We start from the raw sequence: 26065 nt of genomic DNA on the forward strand, positions 1-26065 counted from the left end.
TCAGGTAATGAAATTACCCTGAAATAAGATTTTCCTTCCCCTCAAAAAATATTTTTACTACTCCTTGTCACCCGTTTCCAGGAAAACGATGTAGTTGTGATGAAAGCATTTGTTACTGTCATTTGCTGTACCATCATTTTAACTTGTAAACAATTCCCGAATGAGAAAAAGTATACGCCACTGTAAGCTGGCTATGCGAAACGTTGTGCGCATGTTGGTGCTGTGTGCCCTTTTATGCACTTCATTTTCCGGTGTGAAGGCACAAACACCGGCGCCTTCGCTGCAATCGATCGTCACGGTTACCGGTAATGAGGTAACGCTCCTGCAGATCTTCCGGGCCATTAAAAAACAGACTGGTCTTACCCTTGTTTACAGCAACCAGCTGCTGAACGACGGGGAGAGAATGTCGCTCAATTTCCGCCAGGCAAAGCTGGAAGAGGTACTGGCCTTTATCTTTAAAGATAAAAACATCAGCTATGTACTGCAACGCAACCGGATTGTGCTCGACAAAAAAGCAGACGCACCGGAAAATACCGCAGTACCGGCGGCGGCAAAGCAGGAGGAATGGCTGGTTCGGGGGCAGGTAATGGATGTAGATGGAAATCCCCTGCCCGGCGCTACTATTACGGTGAAAGACAGTAAAAAAGGAACCGTTACAGATGTGATGGGGGTGTTTTCCATTGCAGCCACCAGGGATGATATCCTCAAAGTAGCCATGATGGGCATGAACCCTGAAGAAGTAAAAGTAGTGAACCAGAAAACGCTGAAGGTGAGTCTTACCGCAAAAGTGGACAAGCTGAACGAAGTAGTGGTAGTAGGTTTTGGCAGCCAGAAGAAAGTAACTGTAACGGGTGCGGTATCTACCGTAAACATGGCCGATATGCAAACGCCGGTGCGTTCCTTAACCAATGCCCTGGTGGGAAAGGTGGCTGGCGTAATTTCCATGCAGAGCAACGGTGGCGAACCGGGGTATGATAATCCCAATTTCACTATCCGTGGGATTGGTACTTTTAAAGGAAGCGTTTCCCCGCTCATTATTGTTGACGGTGTGCAAAGGGAAGATGTAAACAGTACCTATGGCGGCGCTTTCAATAACATTGACCCGGAAGATATACAGAGCATTTCCCTGTTGAAAGATGCCTCCGCTACTGCGGTGTATGGAGCTAAAGGCGCCAACGGCGTATTGATCATCACCACCCGCAGGGGAGTTGCCGGTAAGCCTAAAGTATCTGCCAAAGCAGAAACGGGCTTCAGCGGGCTTACTAAAATGCCAAAAATGCTGGACGGCGTGAATTATATGAAACTGTATAACGAGGCCCGTACCAATGCCGGCGAAGAACCGGTATACACGGATGAAGTGATCCGTAAAACAGCCAGCGGGCTTGATCCTTATATTTATCCCAATGTAAACTGGATCAATACCATTTATAAAGACTGGGCTTCCATGACCAATGCCAACGTAAACGTAAGCGGCGGTGGAGAAGCCATGCGCTACTATGTGTCTATGTCTTTTTACAACCAGGATGGACAATATAATGTAAGAGACATTGGTTATAATCCGAATCTTAATTTCAAAAGATATGATTTCAGGAGTAATGTGGACCTGAACGTTACCAAAACAACCTTACTTTCCCTCAACCTGGCTTCCATGCTGGTAAACACCCGCTACCCGGGCAATTCCGCAGGAGCTATCTGGTATTCTACCTACGCTACCAATCCTATATCCTTCCCCGTGTCTTACCCCGATGGCAAATGGGCCGGACCGGTAAACAACGGTGGCTCCAACCCGTTTAACCTCGTACAGAACTCCGGCTATTCCACAGAGTTCAGACCTTCCATCCAATCCGTGTTATCCCTTAATCAGAAACTGGATGTAATTACTGAAGGACTGAGTGCGAATGCCCGTTTTTCTTTTGATACCTACAGCGAATTTGATAATAGCAGGAAAGGAGTGAATGACCTGTTCTATGCACCCGGCAGGGATGAAAACGGTAACCTGGTCTACAATCAAACCAGGATAGGAAATACTTACCTGGGTTATGGTTCTTCATCAACCGGTGAACGGATGATGTACCTGGAAGGCAACCTCACTTATGATCACAGCTTCGGTAAACATAATTTTGGCGGACTGCTGGTAGGTAGTATCCGTAACCGCCTGGTGGGTTCCGCAGGCGATGTAAAGGGCGCTATTCCATACCGCAATCAGAGTGTTGCCGCCAGGGTTACTTATTCCTATATGGATAAATACCTTGCGGAAATAAATATGGGGGCCACCGGCTCTGAGAATTTTGATAAAGGCAAAAGATGGGGTTACTTCCCGGCAGGCTCCATTGGCTGGGTAATTTCAAAAGAAAACTTTTTCCTGCCATATACGAAAGTGATCAGTCTGCTGAAGATCCGGGGCTCCTATGGTATGACAGGAAATGACCAGATCGATCAGAACCGCTTTGGTTATCTTACCTATTATAACGGCGCCAGCGGCGTGTCTTTCGGTAGTTCAGGTACTCCTTCCTATACCGGAGGCATCAATGCAGATGTGATCGGCACACAAAACCTTACCTGGGAAAAATCAGCGAAAACAGATATTGGTCTGGAAGTAGGAATTTTAAATAAACTGAATATCGTCGTAGATGGATTCCAGGATAAGAGAAGCGCCATTCTTGTTGCCCGCCAGTCAATATCACCGATCGCGGGGTATGGTGGCAGCAATATTTTTGGCAACATAGGAGAAATGGTGAATAAAGGAATAGATGGTAGTATAGAATATACGGATCACATTGGAAAAGATGTATCTATTCGTATATTCGGTAACGTTACCTATGCAAAAAATAAGATCATCTATGCAGATAACCCTATTGCTTTATATGCTTATGCTCAACAGGAGGGACATAAAGTAGGCGAGTTCAAAGGCTACAAAAGCCTGGGCCTTTTCACCAGCCAGGACGATGTGGAGAAAAGCCCGCAGCAGTTCAGGGTGGTACATCCGGGCGATGTGAAATACGAAGATCTGAATAATGATGGTAAAGTAGATGGAAATGATCAGACTTACCTGGGTAAATCCAGTTTCCCTACCTGGTCATACGGTTATGGCTTTAATGTTGGCTATAAAAGATTTGAGCTCTCTGCTGTTTTTGCCGGCGTAGCCGATGTAGGTATCATGGCCAATGGTATAGGTGTGGCGGGCAATGGCGCCGGTGCAGATGGGGTAGGCGTAGTGCCCTTTGCAGGGATGGGCCAGTACACCGCCAGCGTGCTGGAAGATATGATGAACCGCTGGACAACAGAAAACCCCAGCCAGGATGTACATTATCCACGGCTAACCGTTGCGAACACCAACGATAATAACTATTTAAACAGCAGCTGGTGGATACGCGATGGCAGTTTTATGCGCCTTAAACAGGCTACTTTCAGTTACTCTTTTATTACACCGGATATGAAACGTAAAGGAATCAGCAACCTCCAGGTTTACACCACGGCTACCAACATGCTTACGTTCACGAAGTTTAAATTATGGGATCCAGAACTGGGCGTTTACGGATCAAGGTATCCTTTCCCGAAAACCGTTACCCTGGGTGTAAGAGCGCAGTTTTAATCAAGACCAAAAAGATCATCGTTATGACCAGATATAAATACCTGTTACTTCTTTTCACCGGTATCACTGCCATCACACTGGTATCATGCAGCAAGTACCTGGATAAAAAGCCGGATAATCTTCTTACGGAAGAACAGATCTGGCAAACCAGGGCTAACGCAGAAGCCTACCTGAGCAATATTTACAGCGCCCGCCAGGCAGGGGGCGATTATGCCGGTATTGGCGCGGCAGATGAGCTTTCGGTTTCCATCCCCGGCACTACTGTAAGGTATATGGTGAGTGGTAACTGGAGCGCTTCTGATTGGTACTACTATAACTGGGGCGGATACTATACCGCTATCCGGAAATCCTTCATCTTTGAACAGAACATTGATAAGGTGCCGGCCGATCAGCTGAGTAATGAACTGAAAGCACAGTATAAAGCAGAGAACCTTTTTCTCCGTGGTTATTTTTACTGGATGCTGTTAAGGCAATATGGCCCCTTCGTAAAGCTCACCAATACCGTGAGCCAGGATGAAGACATGAATAAGTATCCCAGGGCGCCTTTCGATACCTGCGTGAAATTTATCAACGATATGATGGATGGCGCTGCTGCAGGTCTTCCTTTTGTGTGGAGCTCTTCGGGGAATAATGGTCGTGCTACCCGTGGGGCATGTCTTGCTGTAAAAGCAAAAGTAGCGCAATGGGCGGCCAGTCCATTATGGAATGGCAACCCGGCCCTGGCATCGTTTAAGAACCAGGATGGTACCGCATTGGCGCCTTCCGGTTATGACGTGAACAAGTGGCGCATTGCCGCGCAGGCAGCCAAAGCGATCATTGATTCCAACAAGTATAAACTGTTTACCAATCTTGATAACGGCGGTACCAGCTTTGATCCGTTCCTTTCTGTACGCGATCTGTTCCTCACTTCATGGAACGATGAAATTATTCTCGCATCTATGAACTGGCAGCGCTGGGGATATACCATCTGTTCTTCTCCTGGTCCTGCAGGATATAATTTGTATAACGCCACCCAGAATGTAGTGGATGCGTTTTATATGAACAACGGTAAAACCATCACCGACCCTTCTTCCGGTTATGTGGAAACAGGCTTTGCTACAAAGGATGGTGATCATTACTGGGAAAATAAGGAAGGCGACTGGAACATGTATGCAAAACGTGAACCAAGGTTCTATGCGTATATTGCCTATAACCGCCGCCCCGTGGTAGCAGCGGTATCTGTAGATGATAAGAATTATTTCTCTTCAGAAAAGAATAAAGATGGCACCGGCCGCCAGGAGTTTTACTACAGCGGTAAATCAGGTATGCTGGGAATGGGCAGCAATATTATTACCGGTTATCTCCCTTCTAAACTACTGAGCCCGAATGATAACCTCCGCAGCATGTCTACCGATGCATACCGTTCTCCGTATATCCTTATCCGTTATTCAGAGATTTTGCTGGATTATGCAGAAGCATTGAACGAATATGACCCTGCCAATACAGATATCGTGAAATACCTTAACATGGTAAGAGCACGCGCGGGCCTGCCGGGTATTGAAACTGTATATCCGGGTGCCATAGGCAACCAGGAAGAAATGCGGAAATATATCCTCCGGGAAAGACAGGTGGAATTCTGCTTTGAAGGCGACAGGTACTACACACTTATCCGCAGGTTGCTGATGAGCAAACCGGAAAACCAGGCGATCTATGGTATGAATGTGAATGCGAAAGACAATGACCAGGGATTTTCTTTCACTGGTTTTTATACACGTACCCTGTTTCAGAAAAGATACTGGGACAACAAAATGTATATGTTTCCCATCCAGCAACAGGACCTGGAAAGGGACCGGGCATTGGTGCAAAACCCCGGCTGGTAATTTCTTTATTTAATTCTTAACTAACTGCTATGATCAGGCCACTGAATTCATATATACTTACAGGTTGTTTACTGATGTCTGCCTTGCTGGGCGGATGTTCAAAAGACGACGATCTGAAACATGCAGACGGACAGCCCGTACTGCTCAACGACTTTATTCCCGCCACCGGCGGAGCTACTACAGAGGTATTGATTACAGGTGATAATTTTTCTGCAGACACATCGGATATTACTGTCACCATCAATGGTAAACGCTGCGCTATTGTGAACGCCAATACGAAGCAGATCATGGTAATAGTACCGAAGAGATGCGGTACCGGCAACCTGGTGGTGAAAGTTGGTAAGGACAGCGTAACAAGCAGCACGCCGTTTACCTATGTATTTTCAAGAACGGTTACTACACTCGCAGGCAACGGCACCGCAGGCTTTGCCAATGGAAAAGGCGCCGATGCCCTGTTTAACTTCAACGGGCAGAGCTGGTACCGTATGATGGGAATTGCTGCCGATGATAACGGGAACGTATATGTGGCTGATCCTGGCAACGCCTGTATCCGTAAAATAGACAACGCAGGTAACGCCACCGTTTTGGCCGGTAGCCCTGGCAACGGTGGCAGCGATGATGGCAAAGGGCCGGCTGCACGTTTCCAGATACCATACGGTGTGGCGTTAGATGCACAAGGCAATGTGTATGCCGCTGATCCGGGAACCTGGAGTATCCGCAAAATCACGCCGGATGGTACCACCACCACACTGGGAGGTACGGTACAGGAACCCTGGAATGTAGCCGTGAATAAAACATCAGGCAAAGTGTATTACTGCAGCAATGGAGGAGGAAGCGTTTTTGAGATGGGGACAGATGGCAGCAGCACTGCTATCATTAACGGTATTGCCGCTCCGGGCGGAATGGATTTTGATAAGGCCGGTAACCTGTATGTATCCAGTAATACAGGTCATACTATTATCCGCTTTAAGGCAGGCACATGGGAGCCCACTGTGATAGCAGGGTCAACAGGCGTAGCAGGATATGTAAACGGAACCGGTGCTGCAGCAAGATTTGCCAATCCATGGGGGCTGGCGGTAGATGTTTCCGGTAATATTTACGTAGCCGGAAACGGCAGCTATGGCGCTAATGCCGATGAAAGCATCCGTGCCATTTCCGCCAATACCTGGAACGTGATCACCTATGCCGGTAGTAATGCTGCAGGTTTTGCAGATGGCATTGGCGCTGCCGCTTCATTTAATGCGCCCATGGGCGTGGCGGTAGATAAGGATGGCGTGGTATATGTGCTGGACAAAAATAATAACAGGGTGAGGAAAATTATTTCTGAATAAACCGATATGTAAACCCACGGCAGCAGTATTGCTGCCGTTTATTTTTTTAAGATGTTAAACAGGAACATGTACTTACTACTATTCACTATGCTGGCCGGCGCCTGTAGTAAAGAATCTACTACCGTTACTCCCGTTGATGCGGCACAAACACATACTTACTACGTGGCGGAAAATGGGGATAACTCCGCAGCCGGTACTATCAACAAACCAGTGCGCAGTATAAACATCGCCCTGGCCAAAGCCCTTCCAGGCGATACAGTGATGGTAAGGGCCGGCAATTATCCCGAAAAGGTAGTGTTCCCGCGCTCAGGCCGGCTTGAAAAGCTGATCACGCTGAAGGCTTATCCCGGCGAAAAGGCCGTGATCGACGGTTCAGGGATGATTGTTACCGGCAGGGAAGCACTGGTAACCATCAGTAACACCAGTTATGTAGTACTGGAAGGATTTGATATCTGCAACCTGAAAAGCACCGCTGCAGGCGCCAATGTGAATGGGATCACAACAGACGCGGGAGCCGGTAATATCATCATCCGGAAAAATAAAATTTATAACATAGAACATAATGTAGATCCCTCGCAGGGTCGTAGTGGTCATGGTATTGAGATTATCGGGAACACCGCTGATGTAATGAAGAACATCCTTGTGGAAGATAATATTATTCATGATACAAAAACCGGTTATAGCGAGAATCTTACGATCAATGGTTATGTAGATGGATTTATCATCAGGCGGAACACCATTTACAATACTGAGAACATTGGTATTGATGCGGCCGGTGGCTACGCGGCTAATACCAACCCTGCTTTTAACTATGCAAGGAATGGCGTGATCAGCGAAAATGAACTGTACAACATCGACATGACCCGTGGGCCTGTGGGTGGCGTACATGGCCACGGCGCCATTGCCATTTATGTGGATGGTGCAAGAAATATCACCGTGGAAAGAAACCGCATCCATGAGGCGGACCGCGGTATTGGTATTGTAAGTGAAAATGATGCTTATCCTACCAGCAACTGTATTGTGCGGAATAACTTTGTGTATAACTGCTGGCGCACAGGTATTTATCTTGGCGGCTACCTGGGGTATACTTCCGGTGGTACACGCAACTGTTATGTAGTAAACAACACCCTCCTGTTCAATGACCGCGAGCCGGGCGCTTTCGGGGAAATAGAAGGAGAGATCCGGCTTACCGAGCAATGTTTTGATAATGTGATCCGTAACAATATCGTATATGCGAGACCGGTAGATATCTTTGTGCATAAATACACCAATACAGGATCAGGTAATATCATCGACAATAATCTTTATTTCACCACCGGCACGCCGCAATGGATCTGGAACGGTACCAACACAAATATCATTACTGATTTCAATACCTGGAAAACCACTTCCGGCACAGATGCCGCCTCGGTGCATGGTACAGATCCTTTACTCATCAGTACTACAACGCCGGACCTGCATATTGCTACTAATTCGCCGGCCCGTAATACAGGGGTAGTTATTTCCGAAACAGTGAACGGGAGTGTTGATATTGACGGCAACGCACGTATTGTAAATAATAAGATCAGTAAAGGAGCACAGCAGTGATAAATCCCCTTTTTACGTGATTGATGATAACAGATTCTTAGCGTAGATTGAAGTAACCTAAATCTGTATCAATATGAAAAAGAAAATCACCTCAAAGCTGAAGCTCACAAAAATTACCGTGGCTAGTCTTAGTAAAGCGCCACAGGAAAAAAGCAAAGGCCGCACACTGCCAACCACGCAGTTCATTTCCTGCGGAGAAACTTTTTGGGTATGCTAATAGCCGGATGCCCAATGGCTCAAGTTTGTTTTAGTTGAATTGAACCCGCTGTCACAGGCGGGTTCAGTGTTTTTTAAAGTATTAGAGCGTCGCTTCATACGTCGGGTAATCAGTATATCCATGTGCAGCTCCCCCATAATGTAATGCGCGGTCGGGTGGATTCAATGGCCAGTTGTTTTTCAACCGGTCAGTAAGATCAGGATTGGCAATGAAAGGTTCTCCCCAGGCAGCGAGGTCAATGATGCCGGCGCTTAAATATCGTTCCGCTTTTTCCCGGCTCATCCCACCGGCGAGTATGATCACGCCGTTGTATTGTTTCCTGAACCTTTCCAGGAAGCCTTCCGGTAAGGCAAAGCTGCCTCTCGACTGTTGGTCCATGATATGAATATAAGCGATGTTCCGCTTGCCAAGTTCAGCGGCGAGGTATTGATAAGTGGCTTCCAGTTCCTCGTAATGCGGCATTTCATGCAGGCCTCCATAGGGGGTAAGACGGATCGCTGTTTTTTCCGCGCCAATTTTGGCAATACAGGCATCAATGGCTTCAAGCAGGAAACGGCTGCGGTTGATGATGCTGCCTCCGTATTCGTCGCTGCGGTTATTCACAAAAGGATTCAGGAACTGTTCAATGAGGTAACCATTAGCGCCGTGCAGCTCTACCCCGTCGAACCCGGCTTTCACTGCATTGGCAGCGGCATTGGCAAAATCCTGCACCACTGCTTTCACGCCTGCTGTTGTTAAAGCTTCCGGAACAGAACAGGGCACAAATGCCTCGCGGCCGTTGTCGTCATAGCCCCATGCATATGAGTTGGCTGCCTGGATGTTTGATGCACCAACCGGTGCAATACCACCAGGTTGATTGCTGGTATGTGATACGCGGCCCACATGCCATAGCTGCGTGAATATTTTACTGCCAGCTGCATGAACGGCGCTGGTAACCAGTTTCCAGCCTTCCACCTGCTCCGGTGTATACAGCCCGGGAATATGTAATACACCCGATGCGGTAGGAGAGATGGAAGTGCCTTCCGTGATAATAAGCCCTGCGTTGGTACGTTGACGGTAGTACAGCGCATTCATTTCATTGGGGATCCTGTTCGGGTTCCGGGCGCGCGTCATAGGCGCCATCACGATCCTGTTCTTTAATGACAGGCTTTTGCCGGTATATGGTTCAAATAACATTGGCTGTTTTTTTAATAGTGGGATAATCTGTGTAACCCGCTGCGCCACCACCAAAGAAAGTAGACCTGTCGGGTTCATTTAATGGCAGTTGGTGTTGCAGCCGGTAGGGAAGGTCAGGGTTGGCAATGAAGGGGCGGCCAAAGGCGATAAGATCTGCCCAGCCATGCTGTAACGCTTCTTCTGCCCTGGCAACGGTATATTTGCCGGCGTAGATGAGCGTGCCTTTAAAGGCTTTCCTGTATGCTTCCTTGAATGCCACCGGCATCACAGGGGCATTGTCCCAGTCGGCTTCCGCAATATGGATATAGGCAATGCCTATTTTGTTCAGCACTTCTGCTGCAGCGATGTAGGTTTCTTCCGGGTGGTCGTCCATAGCGCCCATCAGCGTGGTTAAAGGCGCCTGCCGCACGCCTACACGGTCTTTTCCTATAGCATCGGCTACAGCAGTGACCACTTCTTTCAGAAAGCGCAAACGGTTTTCCAGTGAACCACCGTATTCGTCTGTACGGTGATTGGTTTGTGAGTCGATGAACTGCTCAATGAGGTAACCATTGGCGCCATGCAGTTCCACACCGTCAAAGCCGGCAGCAATGGCGTTTTTAGCCGCCTGTGCAAAATCATTGATGATAGCCTTTATTTCAGGCTTTGTAAGCTCGCGGGGCATAGAGTGCTGCATCATTTCGCCGGCGCCGCCTTCAGGGCCTTTGCCTGCAGGATCGGCAAATACTTTCACACCCTCCGCAAGGATAGCGGATGGCGCCACCGGCGCTGCACCGTTTTCCTGTATGGAAGTATGCGATACACGGCCTACATGCCACAGCTGTGCGAAGATGAGGCCGTTATTGGCGTGTACGGCGTCTGTTACCTGTTTCCAGCCGGCTATTTGGTCCTGGCTATATATACCCGGCGTCCAGGCATATCCCTGGCCCTGCCGGCTGATTTGTGTACCTTCTGATATCAGCAGCCCGGCGCCGGTCCGCTGACTGTAATACTCGGCCATCAGTGAAGTGGCTACATCGCCACGGGCGGCCCTGGATCTGGTCATTGGCGGCATTACTATCCTGTTTTTCAGATGAAGCCCGCCTAATTTATAATCTGTAAAAAGCATCGTTCTCGTATTTTGACAAGGCAAAATTCCTCCAAAAAATATTATCATCATAATTATTTAACTTATACCTTTGTATCATTAAAATGATAATTATATGGGACTCAACCTGGAGTGGCTTCGTACTTTCAAGTCCATTTATGAGCAGGGCTCGCTCACCGGTGCGGCGCAGGAGCTCTTTATTTCGCAACCGGGTGTAAGCCTGCACCTCAATTCCCTGGAAGCATATACCGGCTATAAACTGTTCGACCGCTCTGCCAAAAAACTGGTGCCCACAGAAAAAGGGAAAGTGATCTATAACTTTATAGAAGAGCCTTTGCTTAAACTGGAAAATGCAGAACAGCTTTTCCATAAAAGCACAAAAGTAGACAGGGCTACGATCAGCATTGGCATGTGTTTCGAAACATTTCAATATACCCTGGAGAAGTATATTGCCACTTTGCCGTTTAATGTGATCATCAAGTTCGGCGACTATCCCCAAATGATCAACGACCTCGATAAAGGTCTGTTAGACCTCATCATCACGCCACAGAGAGGAGATCAGAAAAACCTGGAGTTTAAACCGTTTTCAAAAGAAAGGATTGTGCTGGTAGCTGATGGGAAAACAGATGTGAAACCACTGCACGCATTATTAAAAAAGAAAGATATTGAAGCTGCGGAGAACTGGCTGAAAGAACAACTGTGGTATAGTACCGCTGCGGATATGGAGCACCTGAAACGCTTCTGGCAGCTCAACTTCCGCCACCATATGGATTTCAAACCTAACTATATTGTTCCCAACATCTGCTCTATTGTACGCTGCCTCAGTGGAGGAACAGGCTTCTCCGTTGTCCCCGATTTTTTATGTACGCAGGAAATTGAAACGGGCGCTATGAAACTGGTATGGGAAGGAGAACCGGCAATAGAAAATACATTGTATTTCGGCACCCGGAAGAAGACAATGTACGCAGGCGAAATAGACCAGGTACAGCAGATCTTTACGAAAGAGTTCCGCAGGCCCTCACTCGTGAATAGTAACGCCCGGCGTAACTAACGACTTGATATATTCAGTAGGTGTAAGACCGGTGATCTTTTTAAAATACTGGTTGAAAGATGATTTGGCTTTAAAGCCGCAATCGTACGCCAGTGTCAGCACATTCACCGGCAATGTTTTTTCATTCATGAAACGGATCTGTTCCATCGCCCGCCGGATGCGCCATTCATTGATGTACTGGTAGAACGATTTGCCGGCATAACTGTTCAGCGTTTCCGAAATATGATATTTGCTGATGCCCGTTCCCTGCGCGAGCTTGTCGAGGTTCAGCTCTGCATCCGTATATATCCTGGTTTTATGAAGATGCGCTTCCAGCGCCTGCAGTACCTGCCGCTGTTCTTCGGCACTGAGCTGCATTTTACGGGGTGGAGACACCTCCCCGGCTGCAGCGGGCGTTTTCGCCTGTTGTAAACCCATAATCCCCACATACTTGTACCGGATGATCACCAGGCATACTACTAACAGCAACGAATACACGATATCCCTGCAGATAATATTGTACGAGCCATGCAGCATATGAAGCGATTGCGCCGTTTTAAATCCCAGCGAAATGATACTTATTATACAGAGCAGGTAACTGATATTGTTGATCAGCTTCTTTTCCTGCGGCATATCAGGTAACTGCTTTGCAATACGGAGCGATAATCCCGGGAAAAGAAAGCCCGGTACCATCATCATCCAGGTGGTGGTTTCATTGTAATAATACAACACGGCATGGCCTGCATCGGCAGACCACATGAGCACGCATACTACCGTAAGATAACCTACTGCGCCAAGTATAAACGGCAGGAAAACATACCACCGCGAAGCCGGAATGAATGCGGCATCCCGCCGCTGGCAGGCGTACAGGTACAGCAATGGCCCATAGCAAAAACCGATAAAAGTATTCATCTGCGTGCGTACTTCATGATCGTTCACAAATGAATAGATACAGAATTTAATAGCAAGATGCGCAGCAATACTGCATAACAATAAGATCAGCAGGAAGTCGGCCTTGCTGCGCAATTTACTGCTGCTTAGTAAGGCTACTGCGGTTAGCGCCTGAAATGCTCCGATGGCAATAACATATATCATAGTGCGGATATGCCCCGAAAGTATAAAACCAATATTACCACAATGTTAAACCTACCCTTTCTGCCAGTGGCGGCTCCATTTGGTAATGATTTCGTAACACAGGTTAATGCATTGGTTTTCAATAAAAGTGAGTACGTTTAAACCGGAAAATACGTATACACGTAGCAGTAGTTGGATGCGGTCGAAAGCATCATCAGCAACTCCCACTTTTGCTGAAAAATACCTTCATATGGATCGCATTTTTATACCATTAAAACGTAGTCGTTGCTGTACATTACTGCTCCTGCTGGTAATAACAGGCACGGCAAAGGCACAAACCATTAAAGGAATCATCAACGGAAGAGAAGGGCACCTGCCCGGCGCCTCTGTGCAAACCGCCGGCAGCAAGCAAGGTACTGCTACCGATCTGAATGGGGCATTCACTTTAAATGTACATACTACCGGTAAAGTAACCTTGCTGGTATCTTATATAGGACATGAAACCCAAACACTGGAACTGTCAGTAAAACCAGGTATCAACGATGCAGGTAATATTATCCTGGCGCCCACCGGCGGTAAACTGGGAGAAGTACTGGTGAAAGGAACCATGGCGCCTTCTACCGTAAAAGCCCTCAGTATTAAGAAAAACTCGCTTGCTATCATGGACGTTATTGCGGCAGATGCTATCGGGAAATTGCCGGACCGCAATGCGGCGGAAGCAGTGCAGCGTGTACAGGGCGTGGCGGTAGCCCGCTACCACGGCGAAGCGGATGCCGCTACGGTAAGAGGTACGCCGTTTGCATGGACATCGACCCTCTTCAATGGCAGCCGCCTGCCCAGCGCCAATGTACTGGGCAACCGTAACTCCGTGCTTGATGCGGTGCCTTCAGAAATTATCCAGTACGTACAGGTGGCCAAAGCCATCACGCCGGATATGGAGGGCGATGCTATTGGCGGTTCCATTAACTTCATTACCCGCACTGCTCCCGCTAAAAGAACGCTGAATATAAGCGCAGCCGGCGGGTACAACACTTTCTCAAAGGATGCTACCTACAACGCATCGCTCGTGTATGGCGACCGCTTCTTCAAAGATAGGCTGGGCGTAATGATTGCCGGCGCCATATGGGATCGCCAATGGGGAACCGACGCCTTTGAGGTAGCCTATAATACGGCCTTGCCCGATCCCGCCCAGCAAAAATCCATCAGCACGGTGATGCTTAAGCGGTATATGGGAAAACGGCAGACTTATGGCGCTAACGTTGAGTTGGAATACAAATTCAATGCTGCGCATAAAATATTCTTCCGCGGACTGATGGATAAATTCAACGATATACGCCCGGTATACGAATCTTATGTCGATTACAATAACAGCCGCTATCAGTATAATTATCGCTACTCTTATTACCAGACGGTGCTCAACGGCGGTGAACTGGGAGGCGAGCACCAGTTGTCTTCCAAAGTAAAAATGGACTGGGCTATCAGCGATTACTATACGAAATACTTTCTTGAAACCCCACCCACCAATAACAATAAAGGATTGCCCATTGCTACTTTCCGCCAGAAGATCACCGGTGGTTTTAATAATCTTTCTAAAGATGGGAAACGGTACTGGGGCTTCGATTCTCCGGAAGGTATTGGCGGTGACCCGCTACACTTTGATGCCGGCATAAAAAACAGCGGGGAAGTAATGGACCCTGCAAAGCTCACCTTGCAACAACTGGTGATTGCTCAACTGGATACAAAGGAAGAAGATAAAACCGCACAGCTGAATTTTAAAGTGAGCGCATCGTCCAGGGTAAACCTGAAGTTCGGCGCCAAATACCGTCATAAAGACCGCGCCGGTATGTATGGCTCCAACATTGTATACCTGCCGGGCGCAGCATTGGGTATTCCAAATTCACCGGCCCTGTTGCCTTTGAGCGCATTGCAAACTACCAGCTTCCCGGTTCGCGGCGGCTTCTTCCAGGGCCTGAAAGGTAACTACGACCAGTTCATGGTAGACCCTCTCACCAAACAACAATTGTTTGATTTGTATGATACTGCCACGCTCCGTAAGAACGGCTTCGCCGACTATACTTCGAAATCCAACGCCACCAACATCTATACAGGTACGGAAAACGTAGCCGCCGCCTATGCGATGGCGGAAGTGGATGTGACGGATAAATTGAAAATGATTGCCGGTGTAAGAAACGAGTACACCACCTTTACCCTGCATGGCTCAAAGGCTACTGCAGCAGGCACTCCAAAGGAAACCATTATTACACCGGCTACGGTGAAAAATAATTATAATGCCCTGTTGCCTATGCTGCATCTTAAATACAGCATCAACGAACAGGCCAACCTGCGCGCAGCCTATACCCGTACTTTTATCCGTCCTAACTTTACCGATCTTACACCGGGAGAGTCTGTGGATAACACAGGTTCGAATGTAACCATCACCAAAGGAAATCCGGATCTGCAACCTACCTTCTCCAATAACTTCGACCTGATGGGCGAATATTATTTCAAAAATATTGGTCTTGTTTCCGGTGGTATTTTTTATAAACAGATCAGCAATGTGATTTTTGCAGATAAGAATTACTATGTGGAAAATGGGGTGAACTATGTGGTAGCGCAGGCAAAGAACCTGAATAATGCTTCCCTCGTTGGACTGGAAGCGGGTATCAACAAACGGTTCGATTTCCTGCCGGGCATACTCAGCGGGTTAGGCGCAGAACTGAACTATACTTTTATTAATTCAAGCGTAGAGGTACCAAGAACGGTAAGCGGAAATAAGATCACTGATAAAACCGGTTTACCTAACCAGTCGCGCCACCTCTTTAACAGTATCCTCTTTTATGAGCGCAAGGGTGTCATGATCCGCATCGCCGGTAATTATCGCGGCGCTTCCGTGGAAACCATCAACCAACAGCTGGGCAAGGATTTTTATATCTGGACAGATAAAAATTTTACGGTAGATGCTTCTGCTACCGTGAACATCACTTCCAAAATACGGGTGTTCGCGGAGCTCAATAATATTACTAACGAACCGCTGAAAACTTATATGGGCGATAAACGCCGCGTGGCTGCAGAAGAATGGTATGGCAGTCGCGGTCAGGCGGGTATCCGCTGGGATATCATCAGGTAATTCATCTCTCAAAAAAAATAATAAACTACATATGAAAAAAATAATATTGGTACTGGCTATTGCCTTACCGGGAACAACTTTTGCCCAATTAGCCGATAGCGCTCAACGGGTAGTGCGTATGCAGGGAACCGTGAACTTCCGCGATGTGGGCGGGTATACAACAAAGGATGGCAAAAAAGTAGTATGGGGAAAAGTATTCCGCTCTGCAGATGTAAGCCGCTTAACAGACCAGGATCTCACCGTACTGGAACAAAAACATATCCATACTGTAATTGATTTCCGTGGCGTGAAAGAAGCCGCTGCCGCGCCGGATCATCTGCTGCCCAAAACAGATTACCTGCTGTGCCCCGCGGGGAGCGACAGTCTTCCCGGCGCCGCACAAATGAACGAGATCATTAAGAATGGTAATTTCCTGGAGAAGTTCTACGGCAATACCCAATACCTGGGCGACCGTTATAAGCCATTGTTCCAGAAACTGCTGGTACTGCCGGCGAATGAATCCATCATGTATCATTGCACCGGTGGCCGCGATAGAACCGGTATGGCTACCGCTTTGTTCCTCTATGCGTTGGGAGTGCCGCAGCAAACTATAGAAGCCGATTTTACTGCCAGCAATGTATACCTGCTGCCTATGAACAAAAGGATGTTCCAGGGTTTACGGCAAAGCACCGGTATGGATGAAGAATCCATCCGTAAAGCGCTGGAGCTGAAACCAGAGCTGCTGCATAGCCTTTTCAATGCTATTAAAGGCAAATACGGTACGGTAGAGAATTTCTTTGAGAAAGAATTGGGTATAGGTGAGAAGGAACGGGCTATCCTGAAAGAGAAGTATACCATTTAACGGTTTAAGGGGAGGGGCTGCCCTCCCCTTAAACTATTCTTTTAATCCTTTCACCAGTGTTACAATGGCCAAACCGCACATAGCCATTATGGCAAAAGACCAGCGCAGACTGGTGGCCTGGGCTACCAATCCAACTAATGGTGGTACGATCATAAACCCGAGGTAACCAATGGTGGATATGGAGGCCAGTGTTTGCCCGCTGTTGGTGCTCTTTGATCTGCCTGCCAGGCTGAATACCAATGGCACCACGCATGCTACGCCAAGTCCCGCAAAAATGAATCCTATACCGGTGGTAAACGGATAAGGCAGCACGATGGCCAGCAGTAACCCTGAAAGTATAAACCAGCCGCTGTACATCAGCATCGATTTAATGCCCAGCCTGTTCACCAGCCTGTCGCCAATAAAACGGCCGGTGGTCATGGCTACCATGTATATGCCAAATGCCGCTACCGCAGTAGGTTTGCTGGTGCCTACAATTTTTTCAAAGTATAAGCCGCTCCAGTCGTACATCGTATTCTCTGTAGCCATGCACGCAAAACAGATCAGGGAATATTTCAGCAATGATTTATCAGGAAGCGCAAATGCCGCTCTTTTTACTGTTTCTTTTACCGGCTCATCCGGCAGGGTTTTAGGATAATAATACATGGTAAATACCAGCAATAGCGCACTTACCATCAACAGGTGATAGGAGGGAGCCACGTTCATGGTCACCATCAGGTAGCCGACGGCCGCACCTGCAAAGCCGGCCACACTCCATATTCCATGGAAGGTGGTCATGATGGACTGCGGGAACAGGTGCTGTACCTGTACCGCCTGTGCATTCATGGAAAGGTTCAGCAGGTTGCGGGCAGAGCCAAAGCAAAACAATACCAGCGCCAGTTGCCATATGCTGGTGGTAAAGCCTGGGAGGCTCAGGATCAGGTTAAATACCATGGCGCCAAACACCATGATCTTCCTGCTGCTGAACTGTCCCAGCAGTTTGCCGGTAATGGGCATGGTAAGCATCAGCCCGATGGGCAGCGCCAACAGCACCAGCCCGAACTGCGCTTCATTTAAGTGCAACTGTTGCTTAATAGAGGGGATCCTGGAAGCCCAGGAGGAATAACCTAATCCGGAGATGAAAAAGAAGACGGAAATAGCGATGCGGTATTGCCTGGCATCGGTTTCATTTTGAATATCTGCTAACATGATCTGCGCTACACACCTGTTTGTGGCATTGACGGTGCAAAATTAGGCAAATCCGGGGAGATTGGCCGGAGAAATATACTAATTATTGTTATGTTGACACTTATGCCTTCCCGCAGCGATGTTAAGAATGCTCCTTTGTTATATTTAAGAGTATAGTATTAAATGATTTATGGCTGATGATGCCGGCGCCCTCCATAACCTTTTGGGTGCCGGGGAGCCTGAATAGCGTTGCCGAAGACGTCCTTCCATAACCCTTTGGATGCCGGGGAGCCCCGCAGCAACACCACATCCTGGCATAGATCTGTGCCTACTCTGCCGGTGCTGTAAGGAATAACAGGTTACCGAATACAGCAGGTATTAAATACTGTTTTTATAGGTAAATGTAGATATGGGTTATAACCTGTATCCGACAGTAATGGACAGGTTCCTGTTTTTATAAAAGCGGACGGAAGAGGTAGTACCGGGCTCTTTGTCGGGCGCCAGGTTTACAAGTCCCAGTTCATAACTGATCATCAATGCAATTCTTTTGTAACCAACTCCCAGTCCGCCGCCTAATCCACAGTCCGTTCTTGATAAACCGGTTCCTTTTTCTCCGAATGTATCCGTCGAAACTTTTTTGTTGTCTATCTCTTCAGACTGATGAATGGTTTTACTCTCTGTTATTTCTTTACCCCCTATACCATAGGCAAAATAAGGCCCGGCTTGAGCAAAAAGCCGGTAAGCCGGCGTAATATGGTACTGGTAACCGATCAGCAGCGGCAGCTGCAGATAAGTTTCACGGGTGGTTGTTTTTGAATAGGTAACCGGTGGATTGCTGCCGCCGATCCAGATATCCGTCTTCTCATGTATCACGCCTTTTGTAGTCAGCGAAAGACCGGATCGCAGGTAAAAGTTATCAGATACGGCATAATCGATGTTGAACCCCGCCTGGAATCCAGGTTTACTTTTCTTTGGGGCAAGAATATAGTTAGCACCTTCATAGGCATTGGAGATATTCAATCCCGCATTTACTCCGAAAGTAAATGGTTTATTCTGCGCAAATGTCGGAAGGACGGAAAATACAGCACAGGCAGGAATAATATAAGGCAACAAATACTTCAGTACAGGTCTTATTTTCATTTGGAAATAGGTTTTAATGTAGTAGCATGTGCGATAAAAGTAAATATTAAAAGTGCTCACTGCAAGAAAAAGATGTCTTAAGTTATCAGGTGCATCGATTTAACATCTTCACTTGATTGAAATAGTATAAGATTTAGAAAAGAAAGTGTCAGTAACCTATGGGATACGTCCGTATTTTTATTGAAAGCCGGTAGCAGCTGATATCTCTAAATCATATTTATGGAACATACAATGAAGAATACCACTATACAGGTGGAACAATTGCAGGAACAGTACGAACAGCTGGTACAACGCGTCAATCAGCCTGCAGGTAACTACAACGGTATCTTTAGCCGCTATAAATACCCGGTACTAACGGCTGCGCATATACCTTTTTTCTGGAAATATGATCTGAACCCACGCACTAACCCCTACCTGCTGGAGCGCATTGGTATCAACGCCGTATTTAACGCCGGCGCTATCCGCCTTAATGGCAAGTTTTATCTTGTGGCAAGGGTGGAGAGCAACGACCGCAAATCTTTCTTTGCGGTGGCTGAAAGCCCGAATGGTATCGATAATTTCCGTTTTTGGGATTACCCTATCGCATTACCCCAGGTAGCCAATAAAGAAACGAATGTGTATGATATGCGATTAACCTTGCATGAAGACGGGTGGATCTACGGCCTGTTTTGCGTGGAACGCAGGGACCCTGCTGCAATGGCTGGAGATCAGTCGTCGGCTGTTGCGCAATGCGGCATTGTCCGCACCAGGGACCTGCTTGCCTGGGAGCGGCTGCCCGATCTGAAAACAACTTCCCCGCAACAACGCAATGTGGTGCTGCATCCTGAATGGATAAACGGGAAGTACGCTTTTTATACACGCCCACAGGATGGCTTTATTGAAGCCGGCAACGGAGGCGGTATCGGTTTCGGACTGGCGGATGATATCACCAGCGCCGTTATACGTGAAGAACAACTGCTGGATAAGAAAAGGTATCATACCGTGTATGAAGCAAAGAATGGCCTGGGCCCTGCGCCTATAAAAACCAGCAAAGGATGGCTGCACCTGGCCCATGGCGTGCGTAACACCGCAGCAGGACTGCGTTATACCCTCTATGTATTTATTACTTCACTGGAAAACCCTGCAAAGGTAATATATAAGCCCGCCGGTTATTTCATGGCGCCGGAAGGAGAGGAGCGCGTAGGCGATGTATCCAACGTATTGTTCTCCAATGGCTGGGTAACAGACGAAGAGGGCAATATTTTTATCTACTATGCATCGTCTGATACCCGCCTGCATGTGGCTACTACTACGGTCGACCGGATGCTGGACTATGCCATCAATACGCCGGCAGACGGATTTACATCCGACAGCACGGTGCAACGTATATACGGCCAGGTGAGTAAGAACCTGGACTTTATTAAACCCGCTACTTAACTGGTTTAATGCTGACGCCGGTTATAAAAAACGCCGGGATGTTATGCTGACAATTATTATTTTGTAAGGGAAAGATGATTGCCTTTTGTAATTATGGTTCCCTTTTTGTCAGTTAAATATCCACGTGCTATGCGCTTTTTCCTGTATTTTGTTTGCTGTTGTTTTTTTTATTTACCTGCTATGGCGCAGGTACCGGTTAACCTGAACGCTTACAAACCCACTGCTGAAACGAAGGTTAATGTGGCCAATAAACTGCTTACGGCTGTGTGGAACTCAGGCGCCAACCAGCAGGCGCAGATAATGCTGGACCTGGAACCGGGGCAACCGCTTATTCATCGCCTCAGCTGGAGCACCGGCAAGAAAGCATGGCAACCAGTGGCATCAGATCTGCAGCCGGTATTTTTTCTTACTACCGGCAAACGCGATCTGATATCACAGAACGGCTGGAATATCTTCTTTGATAAAACAGCAAAATTACCACACACCACCTATCAGGTACAATTACAGAAAGACAGTATTGCGGTTGTTACTGATGGCTCACGTACTGTTATACGGGTGGCAGGCGCAACGGCAGGGCCCTTCAGCGGAGCAGTGGAAATAACACTGTATAATGGCAGCGGTTTAATGAATATAGCAGCTGTAATGACCACCCGGAAAGATTCCACTGCTATCCTGTATGATGCAGGACTAACGGCAACGCATATCCCATGGCAGCAAATCCACTGGGCGGATCCCAGGGGCGCTATGCAATCCGCACCAGCGGTGCAAAGCGAACAAAGCACCAACGTGGCAGTAAAGTACCGCACCATTATAGGAGAAAGCAAAACCGGCAGTCTGGCTTTGTTCCCGGCACCGCACCAGTTCTTTTATCCGCTGGATAACTGCTTTAACCAGTCGTTCACCTGGTATGGGAATAACTATAACAGAACAGAGCCGGGATTTGGCATTGGCATACGCCAGGAACCGGAAGGCGATAAAAGATGGGTGCCCTGGTTTAACGCGCCCCCCGGCACCGCACAACGCCTCCATTTCTTCTGTTTGCTCAGCAATACAACGGCCGGCCAAACATTGCAGGAGGTACGCCGCTATACGCATAGCGACACCTACACGCCGCTTCCAGGGTACAAGACCATGAGCAGCCACTTTCACCAGGAACATACCACAGATGTATTGAACAAGGTAGCAATGCCGGAGGTCCCGGCGTTTATACAGGCCTTCCGGGAAACCGGTGTAGACATTGTTCACCTGGGAGAATTCCACGGGCCTGGCCATCCACGCGGTCCGGAGGACCAACGTTTTCTTGAACAGCAAACATTGTTCAGGGAATGTGAACGGTTATCCAATTCCCAATTCCTGTTGCTGCCCGGGGAAGAACCTAACAACTTTTTTGGTGGGCACTGGATGAATATTTTCCCCGAACCGGTGTATTGGGTAATGGATCGTAAGCCCTCGCAGCCTTTTGTGTCTGATGATCCTGTTTATGGAAAAGTGTACAGGGTAAGCAATAAAGAGGAAATGCTACAGCTGTTGCAAAGAGAGAAGGGGATGGCGTGGACGGCCCATGCACGTACCAAAGGCTCTACCGGGTTCCCTGATAAATATAAAGACGAAGCTTTTTTTGCATCGCCGCAATTTATGGGCGCTGCCTGGAAGGCTTTACCAGCCGATCTTTCGCAGCCATATCTGGGTAAGCGGGCATTAGATCTCCTGGATGATATGAACAACTGGGGTTTTCATAAAACAATGATTGCAGAAGCTGATCTTTTCCGTATTACACCGGAAGATGAATTATACGGGCATCTCAATGTGAATTACCTCCAGCTGGATCGCCTGCCTGCTTTTAAAGACGGATGGCAACCTGTTCTTGATGCGATGCAGCAGGGAAAGTTTTTTGTTACTACCGGTGAAATATTATTACCCGTTTTTACTGTGAATGGAGAACCTTCGGGCAGTACCATCGCTGCAGCCCGGAAAGGAGTTGTGAAAGTGTCTGCCAGCTGGACCTTCCCGCTTAACTATGCAGTAATCATCTCCGGCGATGGGGAGAAAACCTACAGGGAAAAAATTTTACTGCATAATACAAAGGCATTCGGCGCCCGGTCGTTCACCTTTAACATCAACCTGGAAAAGCGCAGATGGGTACGTGTTGAGTTCTGGGATGCCGCAGCCAACGGGGCATTTACACAATGTGTGTGGATAAAGTAGCCGGGTGTAAATCCGCTTCACTTACAGGCTTAAAGGAACTTAACGGCGACGAGCACACGAAGCAGCAATAATCTGCCGGCAACTCATTGAACAAAGTGCCTGCGGGTATCTGTTGTTCAGGATCCCCGGCAATATCATCATACACGGTTAAACATTCTCCGCATTGATGCACGGTTCTTTCCACCGCTGCCACAGTTACGAGCGATTGCTGCTCTGTGACGTAATGCTGTAATACATTCGCCTCGCTTTCCCGCTCATAGAACGTTCTGCACAGCGCTACAATATAAGGCCCCAGGTGCTCTTTGGAAACGCCTTCCCGGTATAAAAGCAATTGTGCAGAGTTGGCGTTGTAACCCGCTGTATAAAGAATATCGTAACGCTGCATGTATTTCAGCTTGCTGCCATGCCTGTTCTCCTGCTTGCGGATCACTACGGTACCAAAAAGACTGGCTGGCCGGTTGATCCTTACACTGAAACATAAGCCATAGGTCCGCACATCGGCGGTATCAAAATAGCGAATGATATGCCGCTTTAATACGAGGCCATCTTCACAGTTGTCTTCCACCTGCCAGTTCAGTTCATTGGCGGCATGGCGCACATTAATGCCATATTTTCCCAGCACATAATCCCATAACTTCCGGTGGGCAGGCTCAATATTTTTAATGATAAGTGACTTCCACGGTGTAGCATATAGCTGCCCTACACGGGTTTCCAGGCAAATGGTGCATACTTCTCTCAGGAAGGCAATCGGGAAATCTTCATCTCTCCGGTAAATACCTAACCAGTAACTATTATCATACTTGTTAAAACCTTCGTAATAAGGTAAATGAAAAGCAGGAAGGTCAGGTTCCTTGTCTTTCGGGCGACTGATATACTTCGCTGTTTGCTTTACCTGGTAGTACACTTCCTCCGGCGAATCGCCTTCATTGATGCTTTGCTCCAGCTGCCTGCTCATGGCAGCAATATTGTTGGTATAAATGAGCTCCGGCCATGCATATAGCTGCTGGCTTCCCGGCATACGGATATACAGGTACCAGTAATGCAGGCTCTCGGAACTGATCCAGTTGATATGCCCGGTGAACAGTGGTACAAATGTTTGCTGGCTATCGCAGATATTGATCTTCAGCGACGGCGTATAGTCGAACCCGTTAAATACATCTTTATAAATCCCCTCGCTCAGCCAGGTATCGTGGATAAAAATACCAGCGGCAGGGTAGGAGCTCATAATGTTGGGCTGTGTTGCAATGGGCAACTGTTTCTCTGCGCAGCTGTTTTTAAAGGCAGCAAGACCTTTATCCGGTACATCTATCAGTAATTGTTGCCGCAACCCGAAACGTACATGCGTGGCATGTGCAGCGGCAGCTGTATCCAGCAGCTCCAGCAGGTAACCCGGTGAAATAATACCACCGGTGAAATTAACGGATAAGGTATGCGTATGTTTAGCCATAATTATACGAGTGCTGCTGCGGTTTTTTGAATAGATTTTTCAAGCAAAGCCTTTACCTCTGATTTGCAGCTGCCACAGCCCAGCCCGGCGCCGGAAGCCTGGCAAAGCTGTTGCAGGTTATCACAGCCGCCGGCTATCTTTTCCATGATATTGCCTTCGCCTACGTTGCCACAGGAACATACCAGCCTGCCGATCACCGGTGTGCCTTTCTTACCGGAGCGCAACAGCTCGAGGCGCTTATCAGAGAGTTCTATTTTTTGCTGGATAAGATCCCTGAATTCAATAAACTCTGATTTGTCGCCGATCAGGATAGCGCCCACCAGCTTATCCTGGTGAATGATACATTTTTTATAATACCGTTTTGCTTTGTCGATGAACACTACTTCTTCATATGCCGGGTCTTTTGGTGTTTCCACCATTCCCAGTGAGCAAAGATCAGTGCCGTGCATTTTCAGGATGTTCATAAACAGGGAGCCCTGGTAATAGTTGCTGATATCGCCGTTCAGATAGCGGGCTACTACCTCCGCCTGTTGTTCTGCTGCTGCGGTAATACCATACAAGGTTCCGTTGAAAGCTGCAATTTCGCCAATGGCATATATATCCGGGTCGCTGGTTTGCAGGTACTCATTTACTACTACCCCCCGGTTGCATTCCAGCTGCGCAGCCTGTGCCAGCTCTATGTTGGGAACAGTGCCGATAGACATTACCACTGCCTGGCAGGGAATGTACAAACCGCTTTTCAGCTGTATGCCTTCCAGTTGTTCATGCCCGGAGAAACGGTTGATTTCATCGTTGTAGTAAATATCGATGCCCCTGTCGGTAAGTTCTTCATAAAGGAGCTGACCGCCAAGTGCATCCAGTTGCCGGTCCATCAGCCGGGAAGTGCGTTGTATAACGCCAACGTCTATATTCATTTCTTTGAGAGATGCCGCCAGCTCAATCCCCAATAATCCACCCCCTACTATCATTACTTTCCCCCTGGCGGGATCTATATGCTGCCTGAAGGCGTCTGCATCCATCCGGGTGCGCATGGTGAAAATGCCGGGTATCGCGGGAATATCACGTAGGGTAGCCGCACGGCTACCGGTAGCCATCAGCAGGACGTCGTACGTATGTACGTTCCCGTTACTGTCTGTAAGCAATTTGTTGGCGCGGTCAATATGCGTAATGCTCACTCCCCGGTGTAGTGTGATGTTATAAGCTGTTTCCTCTGCACGGGTCATTTTCACCAGCTGCTTCCACTGTTGTGTGCCGCTGATATAATCCGGTAACATCACGCGGTTATAGAACGGGAGATTTTCTTTGCTGAATACCACGATTTCATCGGAGGTGTTCAGTTCCCGGTACGACTTTACAAAGCCGCAGGCCCCGGCCCCGGCGCCTATTACCACGATCTTCTGTACGGGTTTGCGGTAGCGCTCTACCTGTACGGCTGCATATTTGAAGTCCGGTTGTTTTGAAACAGGGTCCAGTATGGTACTGGTAAGATTGTTGGCACGGTGCAGGTCGTTCTGAAGTATTTTGCCCCAATGCATAGGGAGGAACACTACTCCTTTTTTAATGGTGTTGCTCAGTTGTGCTTTTACCCGCACAGTGCCCCGGCTATTGGTAACGGTAACAATATCATCAGCGGAAATACCGCGTTGCCGCGCATCTTCCGGGTGTATTTCCAGGAAGGAGGCGGAGATGTGTTGCTTCAGCTTACTAACCTTACCGGTTTTGCTCATGGTATGCCACTGGTCCCGGATGCGGCCGGTGGTAAGAATTAA

At 47.9% G+C, this 26065-nt stretch carries 17 protein-coding genes; 10 read left to right on the forward strand and 7 right to left on the reverse strand.

Features of this window, described 5'->3' with window-relative positions; genetic code table 11:
• Positions 1-160 precede the first annotated feature (160 nt).
• The 5 genes from VIM72_RS27360 (at position 161) to VIM72_RS27380 (ending at position 8586) form a co-directional block, all read left to right on the forward strand.
• Entirely contained in the window at positions 161-3592 is a 3432-nt protein-coding gene (locus VIM72_RS27360; RefSeq protein ID WP_332005991.1) for a TonB-dependent receptor, read from the forward strand.
• Between the two features lie 23 nt (positions 3593-3615).
• Positions 3616-5451 carry a RagB/SusD family nutrient uptake outer membrane protein gene (locus VIM72_RS27365; RefSeq protein ID WP_332005992.1) on the forward strand — a complete coding sequence of 612 codons (1836 nt, stop codon included), beginning with the start codon at positions 3616-3618 and terminating at the stop codon, positions 5449-5451.
• Between the two features lie 29 nt (positions 5452-5480).
• Positions 5481-6782, forward strand: coding sequence for an IPT/TIG domain-containing protein (locus VIM72_RS27370; protein ID WP_332005993.1), 1302 nt, complete (start codon positions 5481-5483; stop codon positions 6780-6782).
• Between the two features lie 66 nt (positions 6783-6848).
• Positions 6849-8369 carry a right-handed parallel beta-helix repeat-containing protein gene (locus VIM72_RS27375; RefSeq protein WP_332005994.1) on the forward strand — a complete coding sequence of 507 codons (1521 nt, stop codon included), beginning with the start codon at positions 6849-6851 and terminating at the stop codon, positions 8367-8369.
• A 73-nt stretch (positions 8370-8442) separates the two neighbouring features.
• The gene (locus VIM72_RS27380) at positions 8443-8586 is read left to right on the forward strand and encodes a hypothetical protein (RefSeq protein ID WP_325637982.1); all 144 of its coding nucleotides are present in this window, start codon (positions 8443-8445) and stop codon (positions 8584-8586) included.
• Positions 8587-8667: 81 nt separating this feature from the next.
• Here the strand turns inward: VIM72_RS27380 and VIM72_RS27385 are convergent, their stop codons facing one another.
• Positions 8668-9762: an alkene reductase gene (locus tag VIM72_RS27385; protein WP_332005995.1), complete on the reverse strand. Its 1095-nt coding sequence runs from the start codon at positions 9760-9762 to the stop codon at positions 8668-8670.
• Positions 9752-10870: an alkene reductase gene (locus tag VIM72_RS27390; RefSeq protein WP_332005996.1), complete on the reverse strand. Its 1119-nt coding sequence runs from the start codon at positions 10868-10870 to the stop codon at positions 9752-9754. The genes VIM72_RS27385 and VIM72_RS27390 overlap by 11 nt, the downstream gene beginning before the upstream one ends.
• Before the next feature lie 94 nt (positions 10871-10964).
• On the opposite strand from VIM72_RS27390, the gene VIM72_RS27395 reads away from it, so the two are divergent.
• Complete coding sequence (locus tag VIM72_RS27395) at positions 10965-11900, forward strand: LysR family transcriptional regulator (RefSeq protein ID WP_332005997.1); 936 nt, start codon at positions 10965-10967, stop codon at positions 11898-11900.
• On the opposite strand, the gene VIM72_RS27400 is transcribed toward VIM72_RS27395, so the two are convergent.
• The gene (locus tag VIM72_RS27400) at positions 11868-12974 is read right to left on the reverse strand and encodes an AraC family transcriptional regulator (protein WP_332005998.1); all 1107 of its coding nucleotides are present in this window, start codon (positions 12972-12974) and stop codon (positions 11868-11870) included. The two genes, VIM72_RS27395 and VIM72_RS27400, sit on opposite strands and share 33 nt — an antisense overlap.
• A gap of 229 nt (positions 12975-13203) precedes the next feature.
• On the opposite strand from VIM72_RS27400, the gene VIM72_RS27405 reads away from it, so the two are divergent.
• Positions 13204-16080, forward strand: coding sequence for a TonB-dependent receptor (locus VIM72_RS27405; RefSeq protein ID WP_332005999.1), 2877 nt, complete (start codon positions 13204-13206; stop codon positions 16078-16080).
• Positions 16081-16111: 31 nt separating this feature from the next.
• Positions 16112-16921, forward strand: a complete 810-nt coding sequence (locus VIM72_RS27410) for a tyrosine-protein phosphatase (RefSeq protein WP_332006000.1) — start codon at positions 16112-16114, stop codon at positions 16919-16921.
• A 33-nt stretch (positions 16922-16954) separates the two neighbouring features.
• Here VIM72_RS27410 and VIM72_RS27415 read toward each other — a convergent pair whose 3' ends face one another.
• Complete coding sequence (locus VIM72_RS27415; protein WP_332006001.1) at positions 16955-18109, reverse strand: MFS transporter; 1155 nt, start codon at positions 18107-18109, stop codon at positions 16955-16957.
• A gap of 393 nt (positions 18110-18502) precedes the next feature.
• Positions 18503-19228, reverse strand: a complete 726-nt coding sequence (locus VIM72_RS27420) for a porin family protein (RefSeq protein WP_332006002.1) — start codon at positions 19226-19228, stop codon at positions 18503-18505.
• Positions 19229-19447: 219 nt separating this feature from the next.
• Between VIM72_RS27420 and VIM72_RS27425 the strand changes: the two genes are divergently transcribed.
• Both VIM72_RS27425 and VIM72_RS27430 read left to right on the forward strand, forming a co-directional pair.
• Complete coding sequence (locus VIM72_RS27425; protein ID WP_332006003.1) at positions 19448-20644, forward strand: glycosidase; 1197 nt, start codon at positions 19448-19450, stop codon at positions 20642-20644.
• 180 nt (positions 20645-20824) lie between these two features.
• Positions 20825-22849 (forward strand): hypothetical protein, encoded by a 2025-nt coding sequence (locus VIM72_RS27430; protein ID WP_332006004.1) that lies wholly within the window; start codon positions 20825-20827, stop codon positions 22847-22849.
• On the opposite strand, the gene VIM72_RS27435 is transcribed toward VIM72_RS27430, so the two are convergent.
• Positions 22824-24296 carry a rubredoxin gene (locus VIM72_RS27435; protein ID WP_332006005.1) on the reverse strand — a complete coding sequence of 491 codons (1473 nt, stop codon included), beginning with the start codon at positions 24294-24296 and terminating at the stop codon, positions 22824-22826. The two genes, VIM72_RS27430 and VIM72_RS27435, sit on opposite strands and share 26 nt — an antisense overlap.
• Positions 24297-24298: 2 nt before the next feature.
• The coding region (locus VIM72_RS27440; protein ID WP_332006006.1) for an FAD-dependent oxidoreductase at positions 24299-26065 on the reverse strand (1767 nt) is incomplete at its 5' end.

Source organism: Chitinophaga sp., from assembly GCF_036569185.1.
In the GTDB taxonomy this organism is placed as follows: domain Bacteria; phylum Bacteroidota; class Bacteroidia; order Chitinophagales; family Chitinophagaceae; genus Chitinophaga.